General features: G+C 60.6%; 11 protein-coding genes, 6 rRNA genes and 7 pseudogenes. 9 read left to right on the plus strand and 15 right to left on the minus strand.

Annotation, left to right across the window (positions count from 1 at the left end; translation table 11 throughout):
- Positions 1-399 precede the first annotated feature (399 nt).
- The 4 genes from rrf (ACQCSU_RS10075) to ACQCSU_RS10090 all read right to left on the minus strand — a co-directional run bounded on the left by rrf (ACQCSU_RS10075) (position 400) and on the right by ACQCSU_RS10090 (position 7,422).
- Positions 400-516, minus strand: a 5S ribosomal RNA gene (rrf, locus tag ACQCSU_RS10075).
- A 214-nt stretch (positions 517-730) separates the two neighbouring features.
- A 23S ribosomal RNA gene (locus tag ACQCSU_RS10080) occupies positions 731-3,869 on the minus strand.
- Positions 3,870-4,396: 527 nt separating this feature from the next.
- A 16S ribosomal RNA gene (locus tag ACQCSU_RS10085) occupies positions 4,397-5,921 on the minus strand.
- The 16S, 23S and 5S rRNA genes sit together here, the layout of an rRNA operon.
- A gap of 1,156 nt (positions 5,922-7,077) precedes the next feature.
- Positions 7,078-7,422 carry a hypothetical protein gene (locus ACQCSU_RS10090; protein ID WP_426979586.1) on the minus strand — a complete coding sequence of 115 codons (345 nt, stop codon included), beginning with the start codon at positions 7,420-7,422 and terminating at the stop codon, positions 7,078-7,080.
- 130 nt (positions 7,423-7,552) lie between these two features.
- Between ACQCSU_RS10090 and ACQCSU_RS10095 the strand changes: the two genes are divergently transcribed.
- Positions 7,553-8,797: an IS21/IS408/IS1162 family transposase gene (locus tag ACQCSU_RS10095; RefSeq protein ID WP_426979587.1), complete on the plus strand. Its 1,245-nt coding sequence runs from the start codon at positions 7,553-7,555 to the stop codon at positions 8,795-8,797.
- Positions 8,794-9,573, plus strand: coding sequence for an ATP-binding protein (locus tag ACQCSU_RS10100; RefSeq protein WP_426979588.1), 780 nt, complete (start codon positions 8,794-8,796; stop codon positions 9,571-9,573). Before ACQCSU_RS10095 ends, ACQCSU_RS10100 begins: the two co-directional genes overlap by 4 nt.
- Here the strand turns inward: ACQCSU_RS10100 and ACQCSU_RS10105 are convergent.
- The 4 genes and pseudogenes from ACQCSU_RS10105 to ACQCSU_RS10120 all read right to left on the minus strand — a co-directional run.
- A pseudogene (locus tag ACQCSU_RS10105) lies at positions 9,549-9,689 on the minus strand (hypothetical protein); the annotation flags it as partial. The gene ACQCSU_RS10100 and the pseudogene ACQCSU_RS10105 overlap by 25 nt on opposite strands.
- A gap of 34 nt (positions 9,690-9,723) precedes the next feature.
- A pseudogene (locus tag ACQCSU_RS10110) lies at positions 9,724-10,371 on the minus strand (tyrosine-type recombinase/integrase); the annotation flags it as partial.
- Complete coding sequence (locus ACQCSU_RS10115; RefSeq protein WP_426979589.1) at positions 10,368-11,300, minus strand: tyrosine-type recombinase/integrase; 933 nt, start codon at positions 11,298-11,300, stop codon at positions 10,368-10,370. The pseudogene ACQCSU_RS10110 and the gene ACQCSU_RS10115, both read right to left, overlap by 4 nt.
- Positions 11,297-12,496 carry a tyrosine-type recombinase/integrase gene (locus ACQCSU_RS10120; protein ID WP_426979590.1) on the minus strand — a complete coding sequence of 400 codons (1,200 nt, stop codon included), beginning with the start codon at positions 12,494-12,496 and terminating at the stop codon, positions 11,297-11,299. Before ACQCSU_RS10120 ends, ACQCSU_RS10115 begins: the two co-directional genes overlap by 4 nt.
- A gap of 191 nt (positions 12,497-12,687) precedes the next feature.
- Here ACQCSU_RS10120 and ACQCSU_RS10125 point away from each other — a divergent pair.
- Positions 12,688-12,945 (plus strand): annotated as a pseudogene (locus ACQCSU_RS10125) (ATP-binding protein); the annotation flags it as partial.
- 43 nt (positions 12,946-12,988) lie between these two features.
- Here the strand turns inward: ACQCSU_RS10125 and ACQCSU_RS10130 are convergent.
- A pseudogene (locus ACQCSU_RS10130) lies at positions 12,989-13,147 on the minus strand (IS3 family transposase); the annotation flags it as partial.
- A 353-nt stretch (positions 13,148-13,500) separates the two neighbouring features.
- Between ACQCSU_RS10130 and istA the strand changes: the two are divergent.
- The 6 genes and pseudogenes from istA to ACQCSU_RS10160 all read left to right on the plus strand — a co-directional run.
- Positions 13,501-14,770 (plus strand): annotated as a pseudogene (gene istA, locus ACQCSU_RS10135) (IS21 family transposase).
- Between the two features lie 80 nt (positions 14,771-14,850).
- A pseudogene (locus ACQCSU_RS10140) lies at positions 14,851-15,324 on the plus strand (ATP-binding protein); the annotation flags it as partial.
- A 184-nt stretch (positions 15,325-15,508) separates the two neighbouring features.
- Positions 15,509-16,708 (plus strand): tyrosine-type recombinase/integrase, encoded by a 1,200-nt coding sequence (locus tag ACQCSU_RS10145; protein ID WP_426979590.1) that lies wholly within the window; start codon positions 15,509-15,511, stop codon positions 16,706-16,708.
- Entirely contained in the window at positions 16,705-17,637 is a 933-nt protein-coding gene (locus ACQCSU_RS10150) for a tyrosine-type recombinase/integrase (protein ID WP_426979589.1), read from the plus strand. The genes ACQCSU_RS10145 and ACQCSU_RS10150 overlap by 4 nt, the downstream gene beginning before the upstream one ends.
- The gene (locus ACQCSU_RS10155; RefSeq protein WP_426979591.1) at positions 17,609-18,622 is read left to right on the plus strand and encodes a tyrosine-type recombinase/integrase; all 1,014 of its coding nucleotides are present in this window, start codon (positions 17,609-17,611) and stop codon (positions 18,620-18,622) included. The genes ACQCSU_RS10150 and ACQCSU_RS10155 overlap by 29 nt, the downstream gene beginning before the upstream one ends.
- Before the next feature lie 109 nt (positions 18,623-18,731).
- Positions 18,732-18,998: pseudogene (locus ACQCSU_RS10160) on the plus strand (ATP-binding protein); the annotation flags it as partial.
- A 347-nt stretch (positions 18,999-19,345) separates the two neighbouring features.
- Here the strand turns inward: ACQCSU_RS10160 and rrf (ACQCSU_RS10165) are convergent.
- From rrf (ACQCSU_RS10165) to rpmB, 6 genes are all read right to left on the minus strand, one after another.
- Positions 19,346-19,462: ribosomal RNA gene (gene rrf / locus ACQCSU_RS10165) — 5S ribosomal RNA — on the minus strand.
- 212 nt (positions 19,463-19,674) lie between these two features.
- A 23S ribosomal RNA gene (locus tag ACQCSU_RS10170) occupies positions 19,675-22,814 on the minus strand.
- A 527-nt stretch (positions 22,815-23,341) separates the two neighbouring features.
- Positions 23,342-24,867 (minus strand): 16S ribosomal RNA (locus ACQCSU_RS10175).
- Positions 24,868-25,452: 585 nt separating this feature from the next.
- Positions 25,453-25,758 (minus strand): 30S ribosomal protein S14, encoded by a 306-nt coding sequence (rpsN, locus tag ACQCSU_RS10180; RefSeq protein ID WP_043485315.1) that lies wholly within the window; start codon positions 25,756-25,758, stop codon positions 25,453-25,455.
- 4 nt (positions 25,759-25,762) lie between these two features.
- Positions 25,763-25,930, minus strand: a complete 168-nt coding sequence (rpmG, locus tag ACQCSU_RS10185; protein ID WP_013602737.1) for a 50S ribosomal protein L33 — start codon at positions 25,928-25,930, stop codon at positions 25,763-25,765.
- Positions 25,930-26,166, minus strand: a complete 237-nt coding sequence (rpmB, locus tag ACQCSU_RS10190) for a 50S ribosomal protein L28 (RefSeq protein WP_426979592.1) — start codon at positions 26,164-26,166, stop codon at positions 25,930-25,932. Before rpmB ends, rpmG begins: the two co-directional genes overlap by 1 nt.
- Between the last annotated feature and the right edge of the window lie 443 nt (positions 26,167-26,609).

The raw sequence follows: 26,609 nt of genomic DNA on the forward strand, positions 1-26,609 counted from the left end.
TTCGAAAACTTACCAGCTTGCCGCCGCCGAGGCGGCAAATTCCGCGTGTTTTCGGCGTTTTTCGGGGAAAATCACGGGAATCGCTCGCTTTCGGCGTGATATTTCGCCGACAGCGGACGCGTCCGCCAGCCGGACGTCGGACCTTGCCGCCGGGCATGCTGCCCTACTGGGGCCCGTGCGGAGTTCCTGCCGTCCGACGGCGGCCGCCGCGCCAGCCGTTGTGGTGTCTGATCCCCGTGGCGAGCCTGGCGTTCGGCGGGGTTGGGCGCAGGCCTCCTCCAGGTTCCGGGAGGGCTGGCGGGCTGGTTCTGCCGGCAGGCACTGGGTGTCGTTTTGGGGGTTAAATGCGGGAGAGCCTCCAGAGAAGTGTCTGGAGGCTCTCGACCGTGTTTAATGGTTGTCCGGCGGTGACCTACTCTCCCACACCCTCCCGGGTGCAGTACCATCGGCGCTGTGGGTCTTAGCTTCCGGGTTCGGAATGGGACCGGGCGTTTCCCCCACGCTATGACCGCCGTAACCCTTGCTCCCGACCCTCCTGGCCGTGGCCTGTGGGGGTGGGAAATCTGGTGTTACAACTGTGGTGTTGTTATTCAGTTGAAGGTTCCTGGGACAACATGCCGTGTGAACGGGTTTGTTGTCTGGGAACCACATAGTGGACGCAAGCAGTCTTGTTTCTTTGTACCCTCCCCATGGTGTGAACGTCTTTTGAATCCGTTCACGAAGAGAGTGTGTGGTGTAAGTTATCGGCCTATTAGTACCGGTCAGCTTCACGAGTCGTTAGTCCTCGCTTCCACATCCGGCCTATCAACCCAGTGGTCTGGCTGGGGGCCTCTCACACACAAGGTGTATGGAAATCTCATCTCGAAGCGAGCTTCCCGCTTAGATGCTTTCAGCGGTTATCCCATCCGAACGTAGCTAATCAGCGGTGCACTTGGCAGTACAACTGACACACCAGAGGTTCGTCCGTCCCGGTCCTCTCGTACTAAGGACAGCCCTTCTCAAATTTCCTGCGCGCGCAGCGGATAGGGACCGAACTGTCTCACGACGTTCTAAACCCAGCTCGCGTACCGCTTTAATGGGCGAACAGCCCAACCCTTGGGACCTACTCCAGCCCCAGGATGCGACGAGCCGACATCGAGGTGCCAAACCATGCCGTCGATATGGACTCTTGGGCAAGATCAGCCTGTTATCCCCGAGGTACCTTTTATCCGTTGAGCGACGGCCATTCCACAATGTACCGCCGGATCACTAGTCCCGACTTTCGTCCCTGCTCGAGATGTCTCTCTCACAGTCAAGCTCCCTTGTGCACTTACACTCGACACCTGATTGCCAACCAGGCTGAGGGAACCTTTGGGCGCCTCCGTTACTTTTTAGGAGGCAACCGCCCCAGTTAAACTACCCATCAGGCACTGTCCCTGACCCGGATTACGGGCCGAAGTTAGATGTCCAAAGTGACCAGAGTGGTATTTCAACGATGACTCCACCCGGACTGGCGTCCGGGCTTCAACGTCTCCCACCTATCCTACACAAGCCACTCCGAACACCAATACCAAACTATAGTAAAGGTCTCGGGGTCTTTCCGTCCTGCTGCGCGTAACGAGCATCTTTACTCGTACTGCAATTTCGCCGAGTTTATGGTTGAGACAGCGGGGAAGTCGTTACTCCATTCGTGCAGGTCGGAACTTACCCGACAAGGAATTTCGCTACCTTAGGATGGTTATAGTTACCACCGCCGTTTACTGGGGCTTGAATTCTCAGCTTCGCCTTGCGGCTAACCGGTCCTCTTAACCTTCCAGCACCGGGCAGGAGTCAGTCCGTATACATCGTCTTGCGACTTCGCACGGACCTGTGTTTTTAGTAAACAGTCGCTTCCCCCTGGTCTCTGCGGCCCCTGCACGCTCCGGACAGCTAGTGTCCATCACGATGGGGGCCCCCCTTCTCCCGAAGTTACGGGGGCATTTTGCCGAGTTCCTTAACCATAATTCTCTCGATCGCCTTAGTATTCTCTACCTGATCACCTGTGTCGGTTTGGGGTACGGGCGGCTGGAACCTCGCGTCGATGCTTTTCTCGGCAGCATAGGATCACCGAATCCCCCCGTGAGGGGGTCCCATCAGATCTCAGGCATCATGAACGGCGGATTTGCCTACCGTTCGCCCTACCTCCTTAGACCGGGACAACCATCGCCCGGCTCGGCTACCTTCCTGCGTCACACCTGTTAATACGCTTGCCTCCCGGGATCAGGTCCCGCGCTCCACCAAAACCCTCCCGCCCCGAAGGGCGGTCAGGCAGGTTTCGGGCGGTTAGTGTCCCCCGTTCAGCATGGGCGGTTCTTCGCCGGTACGGGAATATCAACCCGTTGTCCATCGACTACGCCTGTCGGCCTCGCCTTAGGTCCCGACTTACCCAGGGCAGATTAGCTTGACCCTGGAACCCTTGATCATTCGGCGGACGGGTTTCTCACCCGTCTTTCGCTACTCATGCCTGCATTCTCACTCGTGTAGGCTCCACCGCTGGTTTACACCGCGACTTCACTGCCCACACGACGCTCCCCTACCACTCCAGACGCCTGAACCAACCCCACGAGGGGGCGGCTTGGCTATCATCTGAAATCCACAACTTCGGCGGTGTACTTGAGCCCCGCTACATTGTCGGCGCGGAATCACTTGACCAGTGAGCTATTACGCACTCTTTTAAGGATGGCTGCTTCTAAGCCAACCTCCTGGTTGTCTTCGCAACTCCACATCCTTTCCCACTTAGCACACGCTTAGGGGCCTTAGTTGGTGGTCTGGGCTGTTTCCCTCTCGACTATGAAGCTTATCCCCCACAGTCTCACTGCTGCGCTCTCACTTACCGGCATTCGGAGTTTGGCTGACGTCAGTAACCTTGTAGGGCCCATTAGCCATCCAGTAGCTCTACCTCCGGTAAGAAACACGCAACGCTGCACCTAAATGCATTTCGGGGAGAACCAGCTATCACGAAGTTTGATTGGCCTTTCACCCCTACCCACAGCTCATCCCCTCCATTTTCAACTGAAGTGGGTTCGGTCCTCCACGACGTCTTACCGTCGCTTCAACCTGGCCATGGGTAGATCACTTCGCTTCGGGTCTAGATCACGCCACTGCAACGCCCTGTTCAGACTCGCTTTCGCTACGGCTTCCCCACACGGGTTAACCTCGCGACGTAACACTAACTCGCAGGCTCATTCTTCAAAAGGCACGCCGTCACCAGAATCAGACTGGCTCCGACGGATTGTAAGCACACGGTTTCAGGTACTGTTTCACTCCCCTCCCGGGGTACTTTTCACCTTTCCCTCACGGTACTGGTCCGCTATCGGTCATTAGGGAGTATTTAGGCTTATCAGGTGGTCCTGACAGATTCACACGGGATTTCTCGGGCCCCGTGCTACTTGGGATACTTCACCAGGCGGTACACAACATTTCGGTTACGGGGCTCACACCCTCTCTGGCCGGCCTTTCAAGACCGTTCACCTATGCCTGTACTACTCACCCCACTGTCCCGGCAGAGACAGAACGGGAAGTCCCACAACCCCGACCATGCAACGCCCGCCGGCTATCACACATGGAACGGTTTAGCCTGATCCGCGTTCGCTCGCCACTACTGACGGAATCACTATTGTTTTCTCTTCCTGCGGGTACTGAGATGTTTCACTTCCCCGCGTTCCCCCCACACACCCTATGTGTTCAGATGCGGGTCACCGGGCAGCTCGCGCCCCCGGCGGGGTTTCCCCATTCGGACACCCTGGGATCACAGTCCGGTTATCGACTCCCCCAGGCTTATCGCAGATTCCTACGTCCTTCTTCGGCTCCTAATGCCAAGGCATCCACCGTGTGCTCTTAAAAACTTGACCACAAAAGATCAAAAAACTAATTCACGAGAGAACCATGAAAACCATCACTCCACCTAAGAAAGGCAGAACAACAGATCCAGGTTCATATTCTTGGAAATTGCTTCTTATAAAAGATGCTCGCGTCCACTATGTAGTTCTCAAACAACAACCCCGTACCACACACCCCACACGAACCCCCGCAAAAGGGGCACAACCGTATGATCGGTGCAGCCAGGAAACCAGAAACAAACAAAACCCACACCACAACCAAGCCTCCCCGTAAGGAAACCCGGCCGTGCCATGGTCCTGTTGCCTCAGGACCCAACAGTGTGCCAAACACTAAACCGCATGCAACCCGCCCCCGCACCGTTCCAGGAACCCCTCAAGAGAGGATCCGTACTGGGTAAGGAGAAGAACACGCGGCCGCTATCTGCTGATATTCCACCCGTGAGCACCCGCCGCAGAACTAGCGTCTGCGCAACGGGCGTACTCCTGACAAACTCATCCGTCCCGCATACACGGGCGCTGGGTTTGTAGGTGCTCCTTAGAAAGGAGGTGATCCAGCCGCACCTTCCGGTACGGCTACCTTGTTACGACTTAGTCCCAATCGCCAGTCCCACCTTCGACAGCTCCCTCCCACAAGGGGTTAGGCCACCGGCTTCGGGTGTTACCAACTTTCGTGACTTGACGGGCGGTGTGTACAAGGCCCGGGAACGTATTCACCGCAGCGTTGCTGATCTGCGATTACTAGCGACTCCGACTTCATGGGGTCGAGTTGCAGACCCCAATCCGAACTGAGACCGGCTTTTTGGGATTAGCTCCACCTCACAGTATCGCAACCCTTTGTACCGGCCATTGTAGCATGCGTGAAGCCCAAGACATAAGGGGCATGATGATTTGACGTCGTCCCCACCTTCCTCCGAGTTGACCCCGGCAGTCTCCTATGAGTCCCCGCCATCACGCGCTGGCAACATAGAACGAGGGTTGCGCTCGTTGCGGGACTTAACCCAACATCTCACGACACGAGCTGACGACAACCATGCACCACCTGTAAACCGACCGCAAGCGGGGCACCTGTTTCCAGGCGTTTCCGGTTCATGTCAAGCCTTGGTAAGGTTCTTCGCGTTGCATCGAATTAATCCGCATGCTCCGCCGCTTGTGCGGGCCCCCGTCAATTCCTTTGAGTTTTAGCCTTGCGGCCGTACTCCCCAGGCGGGGCACTTAATGCGTTAGCTACGGCGCGGAAAACGTGGAATGTCCCCCACACCTAGTGCCCAACGTTTACGGCATGGACTACCAGGGTATCTAATCCTGTTCGCTCCCATGCTTTCGCTCCTCAGCGTCAGTTAATGCCCAGAGACCTGCCTTCGCCATCGGTGTTCCTCCTGATATCTGCGCATTTCACCGCTACACCAGGAATTCCAGTCTCCCCTACATCACTCTAGTCTGCCCGTACCCACCGCAGATCCGGAGTTGAGCCCCGGACTTTCACGGCAGACGCGACAAACCGCCTACGAGCTCTTTACGCCCAATAATTCCGGATAACGCTTGCGCCCTACGTATTACCGCGGCTGCTGGCACGTAGTTAGCCGGCGCTTCTTCTGCAGGTACCGTCACTTTCGCTTCTTCCCTACTGAAAGAGGTTTACAACCCGAAGGCCGTCATCCCTCACGCGGCGTCGCTGCATCAGGCTTGCGCCCATTGTGCAATATTCCCCACTGCTGCCTCCCGTAGGAGTCTGGGCCGTGTCTCAGTCCCAGTGTGGCCGGTCACCCTCTCAGGCCGGCTACCCGTCGTCGCCTTGGTGAGCCATTACCTCACCAACAAGCTGATAGGCCGCGAGTCCATCCAAAACCACAATAAAGCTTTCCACCCCCACCATGCGATGAGGAGTCATATCCGGTATTAGACCCAGTTTCCCAGGCTTATCCCAGAGTTAAAGGGCAGGTTACTCACGTGTTACTCACCCGTTCGCCACTAATCACCGGTGCAAGCACCGGGTCATCGTTCGACTTGCATGTGTTAAGCACGCCGCCAGCGTTCATCCTGAGCCAGGATCAAACTCTCCGTTGAAGTAAAACAAAAACAGACACAACCAACACCCCCGGGAAAACGGGACGCGAAGGCTGCACAAAATTTGAAACCAGCCAAAAACACCAGACCACACCACGGGGTGGCGGGATCCGGCAAATTCAACCAATCCATATAAACAAATTGGTATCAACAAACTTGGCACACTATTGAGTTCTCAAACAACAGACACACCCGGCACCACCACGACTTATCCAGTCGAGGATCGCTCCGGAGCAACTTTTCAAACTTACCCGGTTCCAGCCCCCGACGCAAATCCCGCTTCCAGGACCACACCAGCAACCAAACCGACCCCACCCGAACCCGCAGCGCACAAAACGCCAACCAGATCCTGGCTTGAAAATTTTAGGGGATTGGCCGCCTCCGGTTCCCAGCATTTCCGCTGGTCTCCCTCGTGGCGACTTAGAAAACAATACACCCATCCAACCCCTACCGCAACTCCACCCTGCAGGGGCCCGCTGGCCCCTCAAGCCCCGCCGGCACTGGCCAGAACGGCCCACGAGACCTCCAAACTGCGGTTCATCCCAACAAGCGCAATCTGTGCAGTACGTCACCCGCACCAGCTCTGCCGACCGGTGGGGTAGTGGTGTGATTGCACCCGTGGTCTGTCCGGAGCCAGGCCTGCCTCCCGGTAGACCGTGGTGTTCAAGTCGAATCCCGGCCGCCACAAAATTGCCGGCGGAGGTGCTGACGCTGTTCCTGTTGGTGCTGGGCAACGGCAAGACCCTTTCGGTCTCGCGTCCGTCCGGACCAGGCCCACCGCGGACGCCGGCGTGCTCGCGGGCCAAGGCGCGGAAGGGAACGGAGCAACTTCGCCGGCGGATCAGACCCGTGGATATGGCTTTGGAATCCGGAGGCCTGGTCATGGGCCACCACGCCCATGGCCGCCGACCTGCCGTTTGCCTGTACCCGGATGGACCTCGAGGACTTCCCGCGGCGGCGACGGGGAACCCGCTCCCGGATTCTGAGGGGCATCTAAGAGGGGCCGGCTGGCGGTGCGGCTGGGCATGGGTAGGGTCATTGAACTGCACCCCCGGAAGGGATTCGACTAGACGATTGTGCAGGATCCCAAGCCGCACGCTGAGCGGGCGTTTGAGGCTATGAACGGCGACGCGTCGCTGAGCCGGAGGATCACAGCCTAGTTTCGCCGCAAGCGAGTCTCTTCCATTTCTTGTCGCAGCCGTCCTTGGACGCGCTGGGGATCAGTTGTTGGGGCAGGGTCCAACACGTCATTGGCATCGTCACCGATCAGCCAAACAAGGCCGCGTTCTCCCTGCTCGTTTGAGGAAACCAGTGCAATTGAATACATGCGATCGCCAGCCTCATCATCCGCCCACCTATTGGCTTCCGAGAACGTCGCATGAGTTATATCGAATGTGGTGACCGAATATCCGGGCCCAGGCTCCTTGAAAAAATACACGCGAAAAATGTTCTGATGTTGCTCCCAACGGCTATCACCTTCGTACGACGTTTCGACGCGCATGAAGGAGATCCTACGCCCCGGAAGATACGACCAGTCGTGGCACATTCGCAGCGAGGAGATCCTGTTAACGCCAACCGAAAATAGGGCCAGGAACGCCAACTGAAAATAGGGCCACCGACCATTATGGAAGGTGATCAATTTGGATGATTGGGCGGAGATACGCCACCTGTTTTCGACGGGCAAGCACTCGAAGCGTGAGATCGGCAGGATCGTGGGCGTTTCCCGCGGAACGGTGGACCGGGCGCTGGAGTCGGACCGGGCGCCGAAGTATCAGCGGGCGGCCGGAGTGTCGAGTTTTGATGCGTTTGCTCTCAGGGTGCGGGAGTTGTTGGTGAAGACGCCGACGATGCCGGCCGCGACGCTGGCGGAGCGGGTGGGTTGGTCTGGTTCCGCGTCGCTGTTCCGGGCGAAGGTCGCCGTGATCCGGCCTGAATACGCGCCGCCTGACCCGGCCGACCGGCTGGTCCATGAGCCGGGGTTCCAGGTCCAGTGCGATCTCTGGTTCCCGCACGAGCCGCTGCCCGTCGGTGAGGGCCAGAACGACACGCCACCGGTGCAGGGGAATCCCTCGGCGTTCTCGGGCTTCATCCAGGCACGGATGCTGCCGTCCCGGACGACACCGGACCTTCTGGGCGGAATGTGGACTCTGCTGCAGGACGCTCAGGCGGTCCCGTCCAGGCTGCTGTGGGACAACGAGTCCGGCATCGGCCGGCGCCGGCCCACGGAGCCGGTGGCCGCGTTCGCCGGGTCCCTGGGACTGGAGATCAAGCTGCTTCCGCCGCGGGATCCCGAGTCCAAGGGCATGGTCGAACGGATGAACAGGTTCTTCCGTCAACGCTTCATGCCGGGCCGGGACTTCCGCTCACCGGCGGATTTCAACGGCCAGCTGGAGGACTGGCTGCCCAAGGCCAATCACCGGTACTCGCGGTCCCGCCACGGCCGCCCTGACGAGCTGATCGTCCTGGACCGGGAGAGGATGCGGGAACTGCCGCCGGTGACCCCGGAGGCGGTGTTCCGCAACGCGGTGCGGCTCCCGCGGGATTACTACGTGCGGGTGTTCTCCAACGACTATTCCGTGGACCCTTCGTTCATTGGGCGGATCGTGGATGTCACTGCTGATCTGGACACCGTCTGGGTCACTCATGACGGTGTCATCATCGCCACCCATGTCCGGGCATGGGCCCGGCACCTGGTCCTGACCGATCCGGCCCATGTGGCCCGCGCGGCGGTGATGCGCCGGGACTTCCGGACCCAGCGGGTGCACCGCCCCGAACCCGAGGAAGCGGTGCAGGTGCGGGATCTTGCCGCCTACGACGAGATCTTCGGCATCGACCTCGGCCAGCAGCCGAACCTGGTCCTGGAGGTGGCCTCATGAGCGGGACACCGTCACAGATCGAGTACTACGCCCGGGCCCTGCGCGCACCGCGGATCAGCGATGGGTTCCGCCGGCTCGGGGACCAGGCCCGGGACTCCGGCTGGTCCCATGAGGAGTACCTGGCCGCGGTCCTCTCCCGGGAAGTCTCCGAACGCGAAGCCTCCGGAGCGGCGACACGGATCAAGGCCGCACGGTTCCCGGCCCACAAGGACCTGGACGAGTTCAACTTCGACCATCAGCCCTCCGCGGACCGGAACCTCATCGCGCACCTGGGCACCGGGGTGTTCCTCTCCGAAGCCAAAAACGTGGTCCTCCTCGGGCCGCCCGGCACCGGCAAAACGCACCTCGCGGTCGGCATCGGCATCAAGGCAGCCAAGGCCGGGCAGCGGGTCCTCTTCGACTCCGCTACCGGCTGGGTCGCCCGCCTGCAGGAAGCTCACTCGCGCGGGAAACTCGCCCAGGAACTGGTCAAACTACGCCGCTACGGGCTCCTCATAATTGACCTATGCCGAGCCCGCGACTATGCCGAGGCTGCCGCCGGCCCGGGCTGGTGTGCGGGGACCCTGCGACTTGCGGCTCGGCATAGTTACAGGCTCTCGAGGAACGCGAGGATCTTGTCTGTTGGGTGGTATCGGCCAGGGCTCGCGGATGTTGGGGCGGTGAGAGCGAGGGCTTTCTCCTTAATGGTGATGTCGGCATGGACGTACGCGTCGGTGGACCGGACTCCGGCGTGGCCGAGCCAGAGGGCGATCACCGACGTGTCGACCCCGGCTTGAAGCAAGGTCATCGCGCAGCTGTGACGAAACACGTGAGGGTGGATTTTCTTGCCCGATAGCGATGGACATGTTCGGGCAGCGGTCGCCGCGTGTGCTGACCCGCAGCGCGACGGCATCGCGGGAGAGCCGCCGCCCGGTCCGGGTCGGGAACACTGGTTCGTGTGGTTTTCCGGCTCGTTCTGCCAGCCAGGAACGCAGCAGTCCCTCGACGGGAGTGGCGAGTGGAACTGCGCGTTGTTTGCGTCCTTTGCCTTCGCAGCGGACGTTCGCGCCGGTGCCCAGCATGACATCGGCGCAGTTCAGACCCGTGAGCTCGGAAACCCGCAGCCCGGTCTGGATGGCGAGGAGTATCAGGGCCCTGTCGCGCCGGCCCTCCCATCTGGACTGATCCGGGGCCGCGACGATGGCGTCGATCTCGGGCGGGGTCAGGAACGTCACGATGCGCTTGTCGAACCGTTTCGGCGGGATGGCGAGAACACGCTGGATCAGCAGCGCATGCTCCGGATGACGCAACGCGGCGTAGGCGAACAGTGAGCGGATTGCTGTCAGACGAACATTGCGGGTCCTGATGCTGTTGTTTCGCGTGGTCTCCAGATGATTGAGGAATCCAGAGATCACGGTCGCGTCCAGGTCGTCCCAATCCAGCTTTGAAGGCAACTTGCCGGTCCGAGCGTGGATGAACTCCAGGAGCAGCTTCAGGGCGTCCCGGTAGGCGGCGATGGTCCGCGGGCTGGCTTGGCGCTGTTGGGCGAGCCGGTCGGTGAAGAACATCTGCAGGGTCGGTGCGATCAGCGTCATGAGCGCACCGCCGTCCAACCGGCATTCTGGCGTGCCGCGGCCAGGGCCAGCAATTCCGGCGCAGCCGAAAGATACCAGTAGGTGGATGCCGGTTCACGGTGGCCCAGGTAGGTCGATAGCCATGGAAGCTTCGCCTGCACGTCCTCGCCGGTGCGATACCAGCTGAGCAGGGTGCGGACCGCGAAAGTGTGCCGCAGATCGTGCAGCCTCGGGGCCGAGGGTGCCCCGACCCCGACCCCGGCGGCATCGACCAGTTGCCGGAATGTCTGGCATACGACCGCGTAGCAGAGGCGTCTGTGCGTCTGGGAAACGAAGAAGCTTGGCTCCTCCGGTCGGGGTTCGAGCTCGTCGCGGAGTTGGGCGTATGTGCTCAGTGCCTGCATGGCCGTGCTGTGAAGTGGAACCAGCCGGGATTTGCCGAATTTGGATTCGCGGATCAGCAGCAGGCTCTCGGACCAGTCGATGTCGCGGCGGTCAAGCTTGATTGCCTCGCCGATCCGCAGACCACCCGCTGCCAGGAGGCCAACCAGAGTCTCGTAGGTCGCGGCCCGCAGCGGCGATCGGATCAAGATGCGGGCCCTGCCCATCAGAGCTTCGATGTCGGCTGTGGAGTAGATGAACGGTCGGCGCCATCGCTGCCGGTGCGGCATCAGACCCAACGGCGGGATCTCCGTGCCGGGGTAAATGCCTGCCAGGTAGCGGGCGAACCCCCTGGCTGCCGTCATCCGCCGCGGCCCCACGGTCGTCGGCTGCCCTGTCGGCGATTGCTGCGCCCATTCCAGCGCCGCTTCTATGGTCACCGTGGACGCTCCGCGAGTGTCCAGATAAGCCACGAAGCCTGGCAGCAGCCACCGGGCCTCGGCCATTTCGTGTCCGAGCGAACGACGCAGTTGCAGGTAATCCGCGAGGTCCTGCTCCAACGCACTCACCGCACGACCCCCGGCCACGGCTGGGCAACCTGGCGCAGCGCGACCAGATCAACCTTGGCATAGAGGGCGGCCGTGGCCAGATCCTGATGGCGCAGGACCTGGCTGATCGCCACCAGGCCGGCGCCCCTGCGGAGGAGTTCCCCGGCCAGCGCGCGCCTCAGCCCGTGCGGTCCGACGTTGGGCAGGTCTGCACGTTTGCAGGCCCGCTCGACAACATCGCCGACCAGGTCGGCGCGGATCGGTCCGCGAGGTGCCCGGCAGGTCAGGAACACATGGACGGCATCCGCAGGATTCCGGCCGGAGGAGAGGTAGGTTACCAGCGCTTCGCCGACCTCTGACGGCAACGGCAACCGGTCTTGCCGGCGCGCTTTGCCGCGGACCATGAGTTCGCCGGACCGCCAGTCCACGTCTCGCAGTTCCATGCGTGCGACCTCGATGGACCGTAACCCCAGCCGCGACACCAGCATCACTATCGCGAAGTCCCTGACGCCGACCAGCGTGCTGCGGTCAAAGCTGTCGAGCAGAAGCTGAACGTCTACCGCGGACAACCCAGCAGAGGGAAGAGTCGCGAAGCGCCATCCACCCACCGCAGGAACCGACGCACCCAGACTCAACCCGGTGAGGCCCTGCAGATAGAGGAAACGCAGGACCGAACGCAGCTCGGCCACCCGGCCCTTCGCCGACCCGGCCGACACCCGGGCGAATTCCCGCAGCAGGAACGCATTGATGTCCTCCCCGGTCAGAGCCTCCGGGGCGAACACGCCACCGACAGAAGACTCCTGAAGGAAGCGCCGGGCAGTGTTCTGGTAACGAAGCACAGTGGTCAGCGCCAAGCCACGGTCCTGGACCATCCACGATCGGTACGACGCCAGAAGCGCACCCAACGGTGTCACCAAAGGCGCTCTTTCGGGGACGGCGCCCGCCTCCCGCAGGTAGCTCATCAGGGGAACCAAAGCGCGGGGACCTGGGCTCCTGCTCCGGCCAACCCTTCGCCGGGCAGATTGGAACGCGGCCACGCGTTCCTCGTTCAGATCCTCGATCCTCAGCCCCTCGGCAGAAAGCCAGAGACCGACCTGGCCTAAATCCTTCAGCATGTTCCCGACGGTGCCCGGTGTGTAGCCGCGCTGCGTCAGCCACGCCCGAAAACCCTCGACGTGCGGCCACAGTCGGCCGGCTTTCCTTCTCGTTCCCGACACTGCACTTCGCCTCCTTCATGGGAGCACGATTGCTCCCATGATCAGGCTCCTCCCCGAGTAACTATGCCGATACGCCGGAGTTCATGTCTTCGAGGAAACCAAGCGCCACTGGCCGCATTCACAGGCAGCACCGGTTGCCTCGGCATAGTCGCGGGCTCGGCATAGGTCGATCTATGCGGACATCCGCATAGATCGACGAAGTAGGCTACATCCCGTTCGATCAGGACGCCGCGAACCTGTTCTTCCAGCTCGTCTCGAGCCGCTACGAACACGCGTCCATGATCCTGACGTCCAACCTCCCGTTTGCCCGCTGGGGCGACGTATTCGGAGACCTGACCATCGCCTCGGCCATGATCGACCGGATCGTCTACCACGCCGAGGTCATCAGCCTCAAAGGCAACAGCTACCGGCTCAAAAAACACCAACCCGCCGCCAGTACGGCACAATAGAACCACAACCCCGTGGCCCCGTTTTCAATTGGCACTAATGGCCCTATTTTCGGTTGGCGTTAACAGATCCCCACGCGCTGCCGCGGCTGGCTGTCAGTCTAGTCAGCCGGAGCTGCGTCCGGTACAGCACCGGACTGAGGCCGTTCAGTTTTTCCTTGATCCGGACGTGGTTATACCAGTGGATGTAGGTGTCCAGTTCGTCCGTGAAGTCGGTGACTGCGGCGAAGCGTCGGCTTCCGGCGGTAGGGATGGTTCCAGTAATGCCAGCCGTGGACCGAAGGCAACACACGGGCCGCTCTTTCGGACCGGGACGGGTGACCGCGCTGAAGCAAGCATTCAATTTCTTAAGCGCCGCGTTATCCATCTGGAAGCGCTGGACGCTCTCTTCCAGGGCTTCCTCGACAGCTTGGGTGGACGGTGCACCTTAATGGCGGTATCGAACCGCACCTCCGAAAACCGGTCTCCCAATTCAAGTCCAACCATCGTGTCGCTGCTTAGTGAAAACTGACCCCATAGCGCCGTTTGAATCTTGACCCCTCCGGGGTTGGATTGAGGATGATCATCATGGAAGATTGGGCAGAGATCCGGCGGCTGCACCGCAGCGAGCATCTGGGGATCAAGACCATCGCGCGTCGGCTGGGTTTGGCGAGGAACACGGTCCGGGCGGCGTTGGCGGCCGCTACGCCTCCACGCTATGAACGGCCGGGCAGGGGTTCCCTGACGGACGCGGCGGAACCGCGGATCAGGGCGTTGCTCAAGGACGTGCCGACGATGCCGGCGACGGTGATCGCTGAACGCTGAACGCTGAACGCATCGGATGGGAACATTCATCAGCGATTCTGCGCGCGAAGGTCGCGTTGCTTAGGCCGGAGTACCGTGGTGTCGATCCGACTGACCGGACCGAGTACGTGGCCGGGGAACGGGTGCAGTGTGATCTGTGGTTCCCGCCGGCAGTGATTCCCCTTGGTGCGGGGCAGACAGGAACGCCACCGGTACTGGTGATGGTGCTCGGGTTCTCCCGGATGCTCGCGGCGATGATGATCCCGTCCCGGCAGACCGTTGATCTGCTCTGCGGAATGTGGGCACTGTTGAGTGTTTTCGGCGGCGTGCCCAAGGAACTTGTATGGGACAGCGAGAGCGGTATCGGACGGAGGAACAAACTCACCGAACCGGCCCGGTCCTTCGCCGGGATCCTGGGGACCAGGATCTACCAGGTCGCCGTGCGGGAGCCCGAACATAAAGGCATCGTTGAGCGCGGCAACAACTTTTACGAGACCTCGTTCATGCCCGGGCGTGCCTTTGCCTCCCCGGCGGACTTCAACACCCAGCTCGGTGCCTGGCTACCCGGGGCCAATTCCCGGCTGGTGCGCCGGACAGGGCCAGGCCCGTTGACCGGCTGCCCGCGGACCGGTTGGCCATGGCCGTCCTGCCTCCGGTTGCACCTCATCTGGGGTTTGCCGACCGCGTGCGGCTGCCGCGGGATTACTACGTCCGGGTCCACGCCAACGATTACTCCGTTGACCCGGTGGCGGTCGGACGGATGGTCGATGTCGCCGGGACGCTGGAGCGGATCCAGGTCCGCCTCGAGGGCCGGCTGGTGGCGGATCATCCGCGGTCCTGGGCGGTGCATCAGACCATCACGGACCCGGCCCATAAGGAATCGGCGGGCAGGCTGCGCACCGAGTACTGGAAGGCGAACCACGCCCGTCCTGCCCCGCCGCCCACCGATGTCAGCGCCCGGGCACTGCCGGACTACGACGCGCTCTACGGGATAGATTTCAGCCACCGCACCGGCGCCGCTTCGAGCGTTCCGGCGCTGTCATGACGACCACTGCCGAACTGTCCGCCCCGGCGGCCGGACAGCCGGGCCCAGGAACTGCGGGAGCCGTCAAGCCATCGGCGCAGTTGGCGTACCTGGCCAGGGCGCTGCGGGCGCCGGTGGTCGCGGAGGTCTATGAACGTCTCGCCGAACGTGCCAGGGCGGAAGGCTGGGCCTACGAGGAGTACCTGGCCGCCGTGCTGGACCGCCAGGTCAGTGCCCGGGCGGCCAACGGCACCCAGCTGCGGATCAACGCCGCGCATTTCCCCGCACGGAAGTCCCTGGAGGAGTATGACTACACCCACAACGTTGGACTGGCCAGGCAGACGATAGCCCATCTGGGCACCACGTCCTTCATCGATGCGGCGGAGAACGTGATCTTGCTAGGGCCGCCGGGAACCGGGAAAACACACCTGGCCATCGGGCTCGGCATCAAGGCCGCCCACGCCGGGCACCGGGTGCTTTTCGATACGGCCGCAGGCTGGATCAGCCGACTGCAGCAGGCTCACGCCAAGGGTGAACTCCCGACCGAACTGGCCAGGCTCGCCCGCTACCCGCTACCCGCTACTCATAATCGACCTATGCCGAGCCCGCGACTATGCCGAGGCAACCGGTGCTGCCTGTGAATGCGGCCAGTGGCGCTTGGTTTCCTCGAAGACATGAACTCCGGCGTATCGGCATAGTTACTCGGGGAGGAGCCTGATCATGGGAGCAATCGTGCTCCCATGAAGGAGGCGAAGTGCAGTGTCGGGAACGAGAAGGAAAGCCGGCCGACTGTGGCCGCACGTCGAGGGTTTTCGGGCGTGGCTGACGCAGCGCGGCTACACACCGGGCACCGTCGGGAACATGCTGAAGGATTTAGGCCAGGTCGGTCTCTGGCTTTCTGCCGAGGGGCTGAGGATCGAGGATCTGAACGAGGAACGCGTGGCCGCGTTCCAATCTGCCCGGCGAAGGGTTGGCCGGAGCAGGAGCCCAGGTCCCCGCGCTTTGGTTCCCCTGATGAGCTACCTGCGGGAGGCGGGCGCCGTCCCCGAAAGAGCGCCTTTGGTGACACCGTTGGGTGCGCTTCTGGCGTCGTACCGATCGTGGATGGTCCAGGACCGTGGCTTGGCGCTGACCACTGTGCTTCGTTACCAGAACACTGCCCGGCGCTTCCTTCAGGAGTCTTCTGTCGGTGGCGTGTTCGCCCCGGAGGCTCTGACCGGGGAGGACATCAATGCGTTCCTGCTGCGGGAATTCGCCCGGGTGTCGGCCGGGTCGGCGAAGGGCCGGGTGGCCGAGCTGCGTTCGGTCCTGCGTTTCCTCTATCTGCAGGGCCTCACCGGGTTGAGTCTGGGTGCGTCGGTTCCTGCGGTGGGTGGATGGCGCTTCGCGACTCTTCCCTCTGCTGGGTTGTCCGCGGTAGACGTTCAGCTTCTGCTCGACAGCTTTGACCGCAGCACGCTGGTCGGCGTCAGGGACTTCGCGATAGTGATGCTGGTGTCGCGGCTGGGGTTACGGTCCATCGAGGTCGCACGCATGGAACTGCGAGACGTGGACTGGCGGTCCGGCGAACTCATGGTCCGCGGCAAAGCGCGCCGGCAAGACCGGTTGCCGTTGCCGTCAGAGGTCGGCGAAGCGCTGGTAACCTACCTCTCCTCCGGCCGGAATCCTGCGGATGCCGTCCATGTGTTCCTGACCTGCCGGGCACCTCGCGGACCGATCCGCGCCGACCTGGTCGGCGATGTTGTCGAGCGGGCCTGCAAACGTGCAGACCTGCCCAACGTCGGACCGCACGGGCTGAGGCGCGCGCTGGCCGGGGAACTCCTCCGCAGGGGCGCCGGCCTGGTGGCGATCAGCCAGGTCCTGCGCCATCAGGATCTGGCCACGGCCGCCCTCTATGCCAAGGTTGATCTGGTCGCGCTGCGCCAGGTTGCCCAGCCGTGGCCGGGGGTCGTGCGGTGAGTGCGTTGGAGCAGGACCTCGCGGATTACCTGCAACTGCGTCGTTCGCTCGGACACGAAATGGCCGAGGCCCGGTGGCTGCTGCCAGGCTTCGTGGCTTATCTGGACACTCGCGGAGCGTCCACGGTGACCATAGAAGCGGCGCTGGAATGGGCGCAGCAATCGCCGACAGGGCAGCCGACGACCGTGGGGCCGCGGCGGATGACGGCAGCCAGGGGGTTCGCCCGCTACCTGGCAGGCATTTACCCCGGCACGGAGATCCCGCCGTTGGGTCTGATGCCGCACCGGCAGCGATGGCGCCGACCGTTCATCTACTCCACAGCCGACATCGAAGCTCTGATGGGCAGGGCCCGCATCTTGATCCGATCGCCGCTGCGGGCCGCGACCTACGAGACTCTGGTTGGCCTCCTGGCAGCGGGTGGTCTGCGGATCGGCGAGGCAATCAAGCTTGACCGCCGCGACATCGACTGGTCCGAGAGCCTGCTGCTGATCCGCGAATCCAAATTCGGCAAATCCCGGCTGGTTCCACTTCACAGCACGGCCATGCAGGCACTGAGCACATACGCCCAACTCCGCGACGAGCTCGAACCCCGACCGGAGGAGCCAAGCTTCTTCGTTTCCCAGACGCACAGACGCCTCTGCTACGCGGTCGTATGCCAGACATTCCGGCAACTGGTCGATGCCGCCGGGGTCGGGGTCGGGGCACCCTCGGCCCCGAGGCTGCACGATCTGCGGCACACTTTCGCGGTCCGCACCCTGCTCAGCTGGTATCGCACCGGCGAGGACGTGCAGGCGAAGCTTCCATGGCTATCGACCTACCTGGGCCACCGTGAACCGGCATCCACCTACTGGTATCTTTCGGCTGCGCCGGAATTGCTGGCCCTGGCCGCGGCACGCCAGAATGCCGGTTGGACGGCGGTGCGCTCATGACGCTGATCGCACCGACCCTGCAGATGTTCTCACCGACCGGCTCGCCCAACAGCGCCAAGCCAGCCCGCGGACCATCGCCGCCTACCGGGACGCCCTGAAGCTGCTCCTGGAGTTCATCCACGCTCGGACCGGCAAGTTGCCTTCAAAGCTGGATTGGGACGACCTGGACGCGACCGTGATCTCTGGATTCCTCAATCATCTGGAGACCACGCGAAACAACAGCATCAGGACCCGCAATGTTCGTCTGACAGCAATCCGCTCACTGTTCGCCTACGCCGCGTTGCGTCATCCGGAGCATGCGCTGCTGATCCAGCGTGTTCTCGCCATCCCGCCGAAACGGTTCGACAAGCGCATCGTGACGTTCCTGACCCCGCCCGAGATCGACGCCATCGTCGCGGCCCCGGATCAGTCCAGATGGGAGGGCCGGCGCGACAGGGCCCTGATACTCCTCGCCATCCAGACCGGGCTGCGGGTTTCCGAGCTCACGGGTCTGAACTGCGCCGATGTCATGCTGGGCACCGGCGCGAACGTCCGCTGCGAAGGCAAAGGACGCAAACAACGCGCAGTTCCACTCGCCACTCCCGTCGAGGGACTGCTGCGTTCCTGGCTGGCAGAACGAGCCGGAAAACCACACGAACCAGTGTTCCCGACCCGGACCGGGCGGCGGCTCTCCCGCGATGCCGTCGCGCTGCGGGTCAGCACACACGCGGCGACCGCTGCCCGAACATGTCCATCGCTATCGGGCAAGAAAATCCACCCTCACGTGTTTCGTCACAGCTGCGCGATGACCTTGCTTCAAGCCGGGGTCGACACGTCGGTGATCGCCCTCTGGCTCGGCCACGCCGGAGTCCGGTCCACCGACGCGTACGTCCATGCCGACATCACCATTAAGGAGAAAGCCCTCGCTCTCACCGCCCCAACATCCGCGAGCCCTGGCCGATACCACCCAACAGACAAGATCCTCGCGTTCCTCGAGAGCCTGTAACTATGCCGAGCCGCAAGTCGCAGGGTCCCCGCACACCAGCCCGGGCCGGCGGCAGCCTCGGCATAGTCGCGGGCTCGGCATAGGTCAATCTATGCGGATGTCCGCATAGATCGACGAAGTAGGTTACATCCCGTTCGACGCCGATGCCGCGAATCTGTTCTTCCAGCTTGTCTCTTCCCGCTATGAGCATGCGTCCCTGATTCTGACCGCGAATATGACGTTTTCCCGGTGGGGAGAGGTTTTCAATGACGACATCATCGCCGCCGCGATGATTGACCGCCTTGTCCATCACGCCGAGGTCGTGCCCCTGAAAGGGGACTCCTACCGGACTAAGAACCGGCGCGATCAGCTCGCCAGTACAACCATCAAGGACTAACAAAACTACAGACCCTGGCCCCGTCAAGGGGTCAATTTTAGAACAGCAAAAAGGGGTCAATTTTAGCCAAGCATTGACACATCGGGTGCAGTCCACATGGGGATGGCCCCTGCCGATCGGTCGTTGCAAGTTGCCCTTCGTCTGGACCGGCTGGCCCGACTTCTGGCCGGAACAGGGCTGAGGACAGCCCTGCCACGCACATGATCAATCGAGCTGCGGGCCCGTTACGTAGCCGGACGTTCCTGCTGGCCTGACGAAGCCGGCAGGCACTGGGTGTCGTTTTGGGGGTTAAATGCGGGAGAGCCTCCAGAGAAGTGTCTGGAGGCTCTCGACCGTGTTTAATGGTTGTCCGGCGGTGACCTACTCTCCCACACCCTCCCGGGTGCAGTACCATCGGCGCTGTGGGTCTTAGCTTCCGGGTTCGGAATGGGACCGGGCGTTTCCCCCACGCTATGACCGCCGTAACCCTTGCTCCGCACCGTCCACGCCTGGGCGTGGGGGTGGGAAATCTGGTGTTACAACTGTGGTGTTGTTATTCAGTTGTCGGTTCCTGGGACAACATGCCGTGTGAACGGGTTTGTTGTCTGGGAACCACATAGTGGACGCAAGCAGTCTTGTTTCTTTGTACCCTCCCCATGGTGTGAACGTCTTTTGAATCCGTTCACGAAGAGAGTGTGTGGTGTAAGTTATCGGCCTATTAGTACCGGTCAGCTTCACGAGTCGTTAGTCCTCGCTTCCACATCCGGCCTATCAACCCAGTGGTCTGGCTGGGGGCCTCTCACACACAAGGTGTATGGAAATCTCATCTCGAAGCGAGCTTCCCGCTTAGATGCTTTCAGCGGTTATCCCATCCGAACGTAGCTAATCAGCGGTGCACTTGGCAGTACAACTGACACACCAGAGGTTCGTCCGTCCCGGTCCTCTCGTACTAAGGACAGCCCTTCTCAAATTTCCTGCGCGCGCAGCGGATAGGGACCGAACTGTCTCACGACGTTCTAAACCCAGCTCGCGTACCGCTTTAATGGGCGAACAGCCCAACCCTTGGGACCTACTCCAGCCCCAGGATGCGACGAGCCGACATCGAGGTGCCAAACCATGCCGTCGATATGGACTCTTGGGCAAGATCAGCCTGTTATCCCCGAGGTACCTTTTATCCGTTGAGCGACGGCCATTCCACAATGTACCGCCGGATCACTAGTCCCGACTTTCGTCCCTGCTCGAGATGTCTCTCTCACAGTCAAGCTCCCTTGTGCACTTACACTCGACACCTGATTGCCAACCAGGCTGAGGGAACCTTTGGGCGCCTCCGTTACTTTTTAGGAGGCAACCGCCCCAGTTAAACTACCCATCAGGCACTGTCCCTGACCCGGATTACGGGCCGAAGTTAGATGTCCAAAGTGACCAGAGTGGTATTTCAACGATGACTCCACCCGGACTGGCGTCCGGGCTTCAACGTCTCCCACCTATCCTACACAAGCCACTCCGAACACCAATACCAAACTATAGTAAAGGTCTCGGGGTCTTTCCGTCCTGCTGCGCGTAACGAGCATCTTTACTCGTACTGCAATTTCGCCGAGTTTATGGTTGAGACAGCGGGGAAGTCGTTACTCCATTCGTGCAGGTCGGAACTTACCCGACAAGGAATTTCGCTACCTTAGGATGGTTATAGTTACCACCGCCGTTTACTGGGGCTTGAATTCTCAGCTTCGCCTTGCGGCTAACCGGTCCTCTTAACCTTCCAGCACCGGGCAGGAGTCAGTCCGTATACATCGTCTTGCGACTTCGCACGGACCTGTGTTTTTAGTAAACAGTCGCTTCCCCCTGGTCTCTGCGGCCCCTGCACGCTCCGGACAGCTTGTGTCCATCACGATGGGGGCCCCCCTTCTCCCGAAGTTACGGGGGCATTTTGCCGAGTTCCTTAACCATAATTCTCTCGATCGCCTTAGTATTCTCTACCTGATCACCTGTGTCGGTTTGGGGTACGGGCGGCTGGAACCTCGCGTCGATGCTTTTCTCGGCAGCATAGGATCACCGAATCCCCCCGTGAGGGGGTCCCATCAGATCTCAGGCATCATGAACGGCGGATTTGCCTACCGTTCGCCCTACCTCCTTAGACCGGGACAACCATCGCCCGGCTCGGCTACCTTCCTGCGTCACACCTGTTAATACGCTTGCCTCCCGGGATCAGGTCCCGCGCTCCACCAAAACCCTCCCGCCCCGAAGGGCGGTCAGGCAGGTTTCGGGCGGTTAGTATCCCCCGTTCAGCATGGGCGGTTCTTCACCGGTACGGGAATATCAACCCGTTGTCCATCGACTACGCCTGTCGGCCTCGCCTTAGGTCCCGACTTACCCAGGGCAGATTAGCTTGACCCTGGAACCCTTGATCATTCGGCGGACGGGTTTCTCACCCGTCTTTCGCTACTCATGCCTGCATTCTCACTCGTGTAGGCTCCACCGCTGGTTTACACCGCGACTTCACTGCCCACACGACGCTCCCCTACCACTCCAGACGCCTGAACCAACCCCACAAAGGAGGCGGCTTGGCTATCATCTGAAATCCACAACTTCGGCGGTGTACTTGAGCCCCGCTACATTGTCGGCGCGGAATCACTTGACCAGTGAGCTATTACGCACTCTTTTAAGGATGGCTGCTTCTAAGCCAACCTCCTGGTTGTCTTCGCAACTCCACATCCTTTCCCACTTAGCACACGCTTAGGGGCCTTAGTTGGTGGTCTGGGCTGTTTCCCTCTCGACTATGAAGCTTATCCCCCACAGTCTCACTGCTGCGCTCTCACTTACCGGCATTCGGAGTTTGGCTGACGTCAGTAACCTTGTAGGGCCCATTAGCCATCCAGTAGCTCTACCTCCGGTAAGAAACACGCAACGCTGCACCTAAATGCATTTCGGGGAGAACCAGCTATCACGAAGTTTGATTGGCCTTTCACCCCTACCCACAGCTCATCCCCTCCATTTTCAACTGAAGTGGGTTCGGTCCTCCACGACGTCTTACCGTCGCTTCAACCTGGCCATGGGTAGATCACTTCGCTTCGGGTCTAGATCACGCCACTGCAACGCCCTGTTCAGACTCGCTTTCGCTACGGCTTCCCCACACGGGTTAACCTCGCGACGTAACACTAACTCGCAGGCTCATTCTTCAAAAGGCACGCCGTCACCAGAATCAGACTGGCTCCGACGGATTGTAAGCACACGGTTTCAGGTACTGTTTCACTCCCCTCCCGGGGTACTTTTCACCTTTCCCTCACGGTACTGGTCCGCTATCGGTCATTAGGGAGTATTTAGGCTTATCAGGTGGTCCTGACAGATTCACACGGGATTTCTCGGGCCCCGTGCTACTTGGGATACTTCACCAGGCGGTACACAACATTTCGGTTACGGGGCTCACACCCTCTCTGGCCGGCCTTTCAAGACCGTTCACCTATGCCTGTACTACTCACCCCACTGTCCCGGCAGAGACAGAACGGGAAGTCCCACAACCCCGACCATGCAACGCCCGCCGGCTATCACACATGGAACGGTTTAGCCTGATCCGCGTTCGCTCGCCACTACTGACGGAATCACTATTGTTTTCTCTTCCTGCGGGTACTGAGATGTTTCACTTCCCCGCGTTCCCCCCACACACCCTATGTGTTCAGATGCGGGTCACCGGGCAGCTCGCGCCCCCGGCGGGGTTTCCCCATTCGGACACCCTGGGATCACAGTCCGGTTATCGACTCCCCCAGGCTTATCGCAGATTCCTACGTCCTTCTTCGGCTCCTAATGCCAAGGCATCCACCGTGTGCTCTTAAAAACTTGACCACAAAAGATCAAAAAACTAATTCACGAGAGAACCATGAAAACCATCACTCCACCTAAGAAAGGCAGAACAACAGATCCAGGTTCATATTCTTGGAAATTGCTTCTTATAAAAGATGCTCGCGTCCACTATGTAGTTCTCAAACAACAACCCCGTACCACACACCCCACACGAACCCCCGCAAAAGGGGCACAACCGTATGATCGGTGCAGCCAGGAAACCAGAAACAAACAAAACCCACACCACAACCAAGCCTCCCCGTAAGGAAACCCGGCCGTGCCATGGTCCTGTTGCCTCAGGACCCAACAGTGTGCCAAACACTAAACCGCATGCAACCCGCCCCCGCACCGTTCCAGGAACCCCTCAAGAGAGGATCCGTACTGGGTAAGGAGAAGAACACGCGGCCGCTATCTGCTGATATTCCACCCGTGAGCACCCGCCGCAGAACTAGCGTCTGCGCAACGGGCGTACTCCTGACAAACTCATCCGTCCCGCATACACGGGCGCTGGGTTTGTAGGTGCTCCTTAGAAAGGAGGTGATCCAGCCGCACCTTCCGGTACGGCTACCTTGTTACGACTTAGTCCCAATCGCCAGTCCCACCTTCGACAGCTCCCTCCCACAAGGGGTTAGGCCACCGGCTTCGGGTGTTACCAACTTTCGTGACTTGACGGGCGGTGTGTACAAGGCCCGGGAACGTATTCACCGCAGCGTTGCTGATCTGCGATTACTAGCGACTCCGACTTCATGGGGTCGAGTTGCAGACCCCAATCCGAACTGAGACCGGCTTTTTGGGATTAGCTCCACCTCACAGTATCGCAACCCTTTGTACCGGCCATTGTAGCATGCGTGAAGCCCAAGACATAAGGGGCATGATGATTTGACGTCGTCCCCACCTTCCTCCGAGTTGACCCCGGCAGTCTCCTATGAGTCCCCGCCATCACGCGCTGGCAACATAGAACGAGGGTTGCGCTCGTTGCGGGACTTAACCCAACATCTCACGACACGAGCTGACGACAACCATGCACCACCTGTAAACCGACCGCAAGCGGGGCACCTGTTTCCAGGCGTTTCCGGTTCATGTCAAGCCTTGGTAAGGTTCTTCGCGTTGCATCGAATTAATCCGCATGCTCCGCCGCTTGTGCGGGCCCCCGTCAATTCCTTTGAGTTTTAGCCTTGCGGCCGTACTCCCCAGGCGGGGCACTTAATGCGTTAGCTACGGCGCGGAAAACGTGGAATGTCCCCCACACCTAGTGCCCAACGTTTACGGCATGGACTACCAGGGTATCTAATCCTGTTCGCTCCCCATGCTTTCGCTCCTCAGCGTCAGTTAATGCCCAGAGACCTGCCTTCGCCATCGGTGTTCCTCCTGATATCTGCGCATTTCACCGCTACACCAGGAATTCCAGTCTCCCCTACATCACTCTAGTCTGCCCGTACCCACCGCAGATCCGGAGTTGAGCCCCGGACTTTCACGGCAGACGCGACAAACCGCCTACGAGCTCTTTACGCCCAATAATTCCGGATAACGCTTGCGCCCTACGTATTACCGCGGCTGCTGGCACGTAGTTAGCCGGCGCTTCTTCTGCAGGTACCGTCACTTTCGCTTCTTCCCTACTGAAAGAGGTTTACAACCCGAAGGCCGTCATCCCTCACGCGGCGTCGCTGCATCAGGCTTGCGCCCATTGTGCAATATTCCCCACTGCTGCCTCCCGTAGGAGTCTGGGCCGTGTCTCAGTCCCAGTGTGGCCGGTCACCCTCTCAGGCCGGCTACCCGTCGTCGCCTTGGTGAGCCATTACCTCACCAACAAGCTGATAGGCCGCGAGTCCATCCAAAACCACAATAAAGCTTTCCACCCCCCACCATGCGATGAGGAGTCATATCCGGTATTAGACCCAGTTTCCCAGGCTTATCCCAGAGTTAAGGGCAGGTTACTCACGTGTTACTCACCCGTTCGCCACTAATCACCGGTGCAAGCACCGGGTCATCGTTCGACTTGCATGTGTTAAGCACGCCGCCAGCGTTCATCCTGAGCCAGGATCAAACTCTCCGTTGAAGTAAAACAAAAACAGACACAACCAACACCCCCGGGAAAACGGGACGCGAAGGCTGCACAAAATTTGAAACCAGCCAAAAACACCAGACCACACCACGGGGTGGCGGGATCCGGCAAATTCAACCAATCCATATAAACAAATTGGTATCAACAAACTTGGCACACTATTGAGTTCTCAAACAACAGACACACCCGGCACCACCACGACTTATCCAGTCGAGGATCGCTCCGGAGCAACTTTTCAAACTTACCCGGTTCCAGCCCCCGACGCAAATCCCGCTTCCAGGACCACACCAGCAACCAAACCGACCCCACCCGAACCCGCAGCGCACAAAACGCCAACCAGATCCTGGCTTGAAAATTTTAGGGGATTGGCCGCCTCCGGTTCCCAGCATTTCCGCTGGTCTCCCTCGTGGCGACTTAGAAAACAATACACCCATCCAACCCCCACCGCAACTCGGCACTCTCACCGCTCTGTTACCAATCGGCCGCCACCCGAAGGAGTCCGCTGGCTTAAGCTCAGGAAGGGCCGGCAACCAAACGGTTGCCGGCCCTTCTCAAGCCACTGGCTTCAGGAGTCCTGAATTACCAGGAAGACTTCGTGATGCCCGGGAGCTCACCGCGGTGAGCCATATCGCGGAAGCGAACACGGGAGATGCCGAACTTCTGGAAGGTACCGCGCGGGCGGCCATCGATGATGTCGCGGTTACGCAGACGTACCGGTGAGGCGTTGCGGGGCAGCTTCTGCAGGCCGAGGCGAGCAGCTTCGCGTGCTTCGTCGGTTGAGTTGGGATCAACCAGGGCCTTCTTCAGTTCGAGGCGCTTTGCAGCGTAACGCTCGACGATGACTTTACGCTGTTCGTTCTTAGCGATCATTGACTTCTTAGCCATGTGTTTAGCGCTCCTCTCGGAATTCGACGTGCTGGCGGATTTTGGGGTCGTACTTCTTCAGAACCATGCGGTCCGGATCGTTACGACGGTTCTTGCGCGTCACGTAGGTGTAACCCGTGCCCGCGGTCGACTTGAGCTTGATGATCGGACGTACGTCCTTGTCCTTAGCCACTAGAGCTTCACTCCTCGTGCCAGGATGGCGGCTACGACTACGTCGATGCCACGCACGTCGATGGTCTTGATGCCACGTACAGAGACCTGCAGGGTGACGTTACGGCGCAGGGACGGAACCCAGTAGCGCTTCTTCTGGATGTTCGGGTCGAACCGGCGCTTATTGCGGCGGTGCGAGTGCGAAATGCTGTGTCCAAAGCCCGGCTCGGCTCCGGTCACCTGGCAGTGTGCTGCCATGACGACTCTCCTCAAAATAAATGAAACGGTTGGCGGAGTTCCCGCTTAACCGTGCGACAGGCAGCGTCCGCATCCAGCCCCCACCGTGGTCGGTGGCCCGCAGAGTTCAGGCAGACGGCACAAACCGGCTGTTTTCCTCACTGCGGCGAAGATTGTGGGCCACGGGCACTGGCAGCGGAACCTTTCGGAAAGCCACTGCGAAGTGCCGGGATACTGGGCGAATACAGGAGTGCACGCAACTTGAGCCCCTAACTACCGGCCATCGGGACTGTCATTTCTGCAGACACATCCCGCCAACCGGAGCAATTGCACACGCTCCGCGCCACCTAGCGCCTACCAAGTCTACGAGCTAGGCGAATTAAAGACCAATCCGGCGTTGTGGGGTGTATAAGGGCCCCGCCGCAAACCCCGGTCAGTCACATCGGCACCCTAGCCGTTTCACA

The organism is Pseudarthrobacter sp. O4 (assembly GCF_050157025.1).
Taxonomy (GTDB): Bacteria; Actinomycetota; Actinomycetes; order Actinomycetales; family Micrococcaceae; genus Arthrobacter.

Coding starts and splice junctions, on each gene's coding strand:
- ACQCSU_RS10090 (WP_426979586.1), bottom strand. CDS start 7,422: ATGCGCGTCGAAACGTCGTACGAAGGTGATAGCCGTTGGGAGCAACAT.
- ACQCSU_RS10100 (WP_426979588.1), top strand. CDS start 8,794: ATGAGCGGGACACCGTCACAGATCGAGTACTACGCCCGGGCCCTGCGC.
- ACQCSU_RS10155 (WP_426979591.1), top strand. CDS start 17,609: ATGCCGGTTGGACGGCGGTGCGCTCATGACGCTGATCGCACCGACCCT.
- rpsN (WP_043485315.1), bottom strand. CDS start 25,758: ATGGCTAAGAAGTCAATGATCGCTAAGAACGAACAGCGTAAAGTCATC.
- rpmB (WP_426979592.1), bottom strand. CDS start 26,166: ATGGCAGCACACTGCCAGGTGACCGGAGCCGAGCCGGGCTTTGGACAC.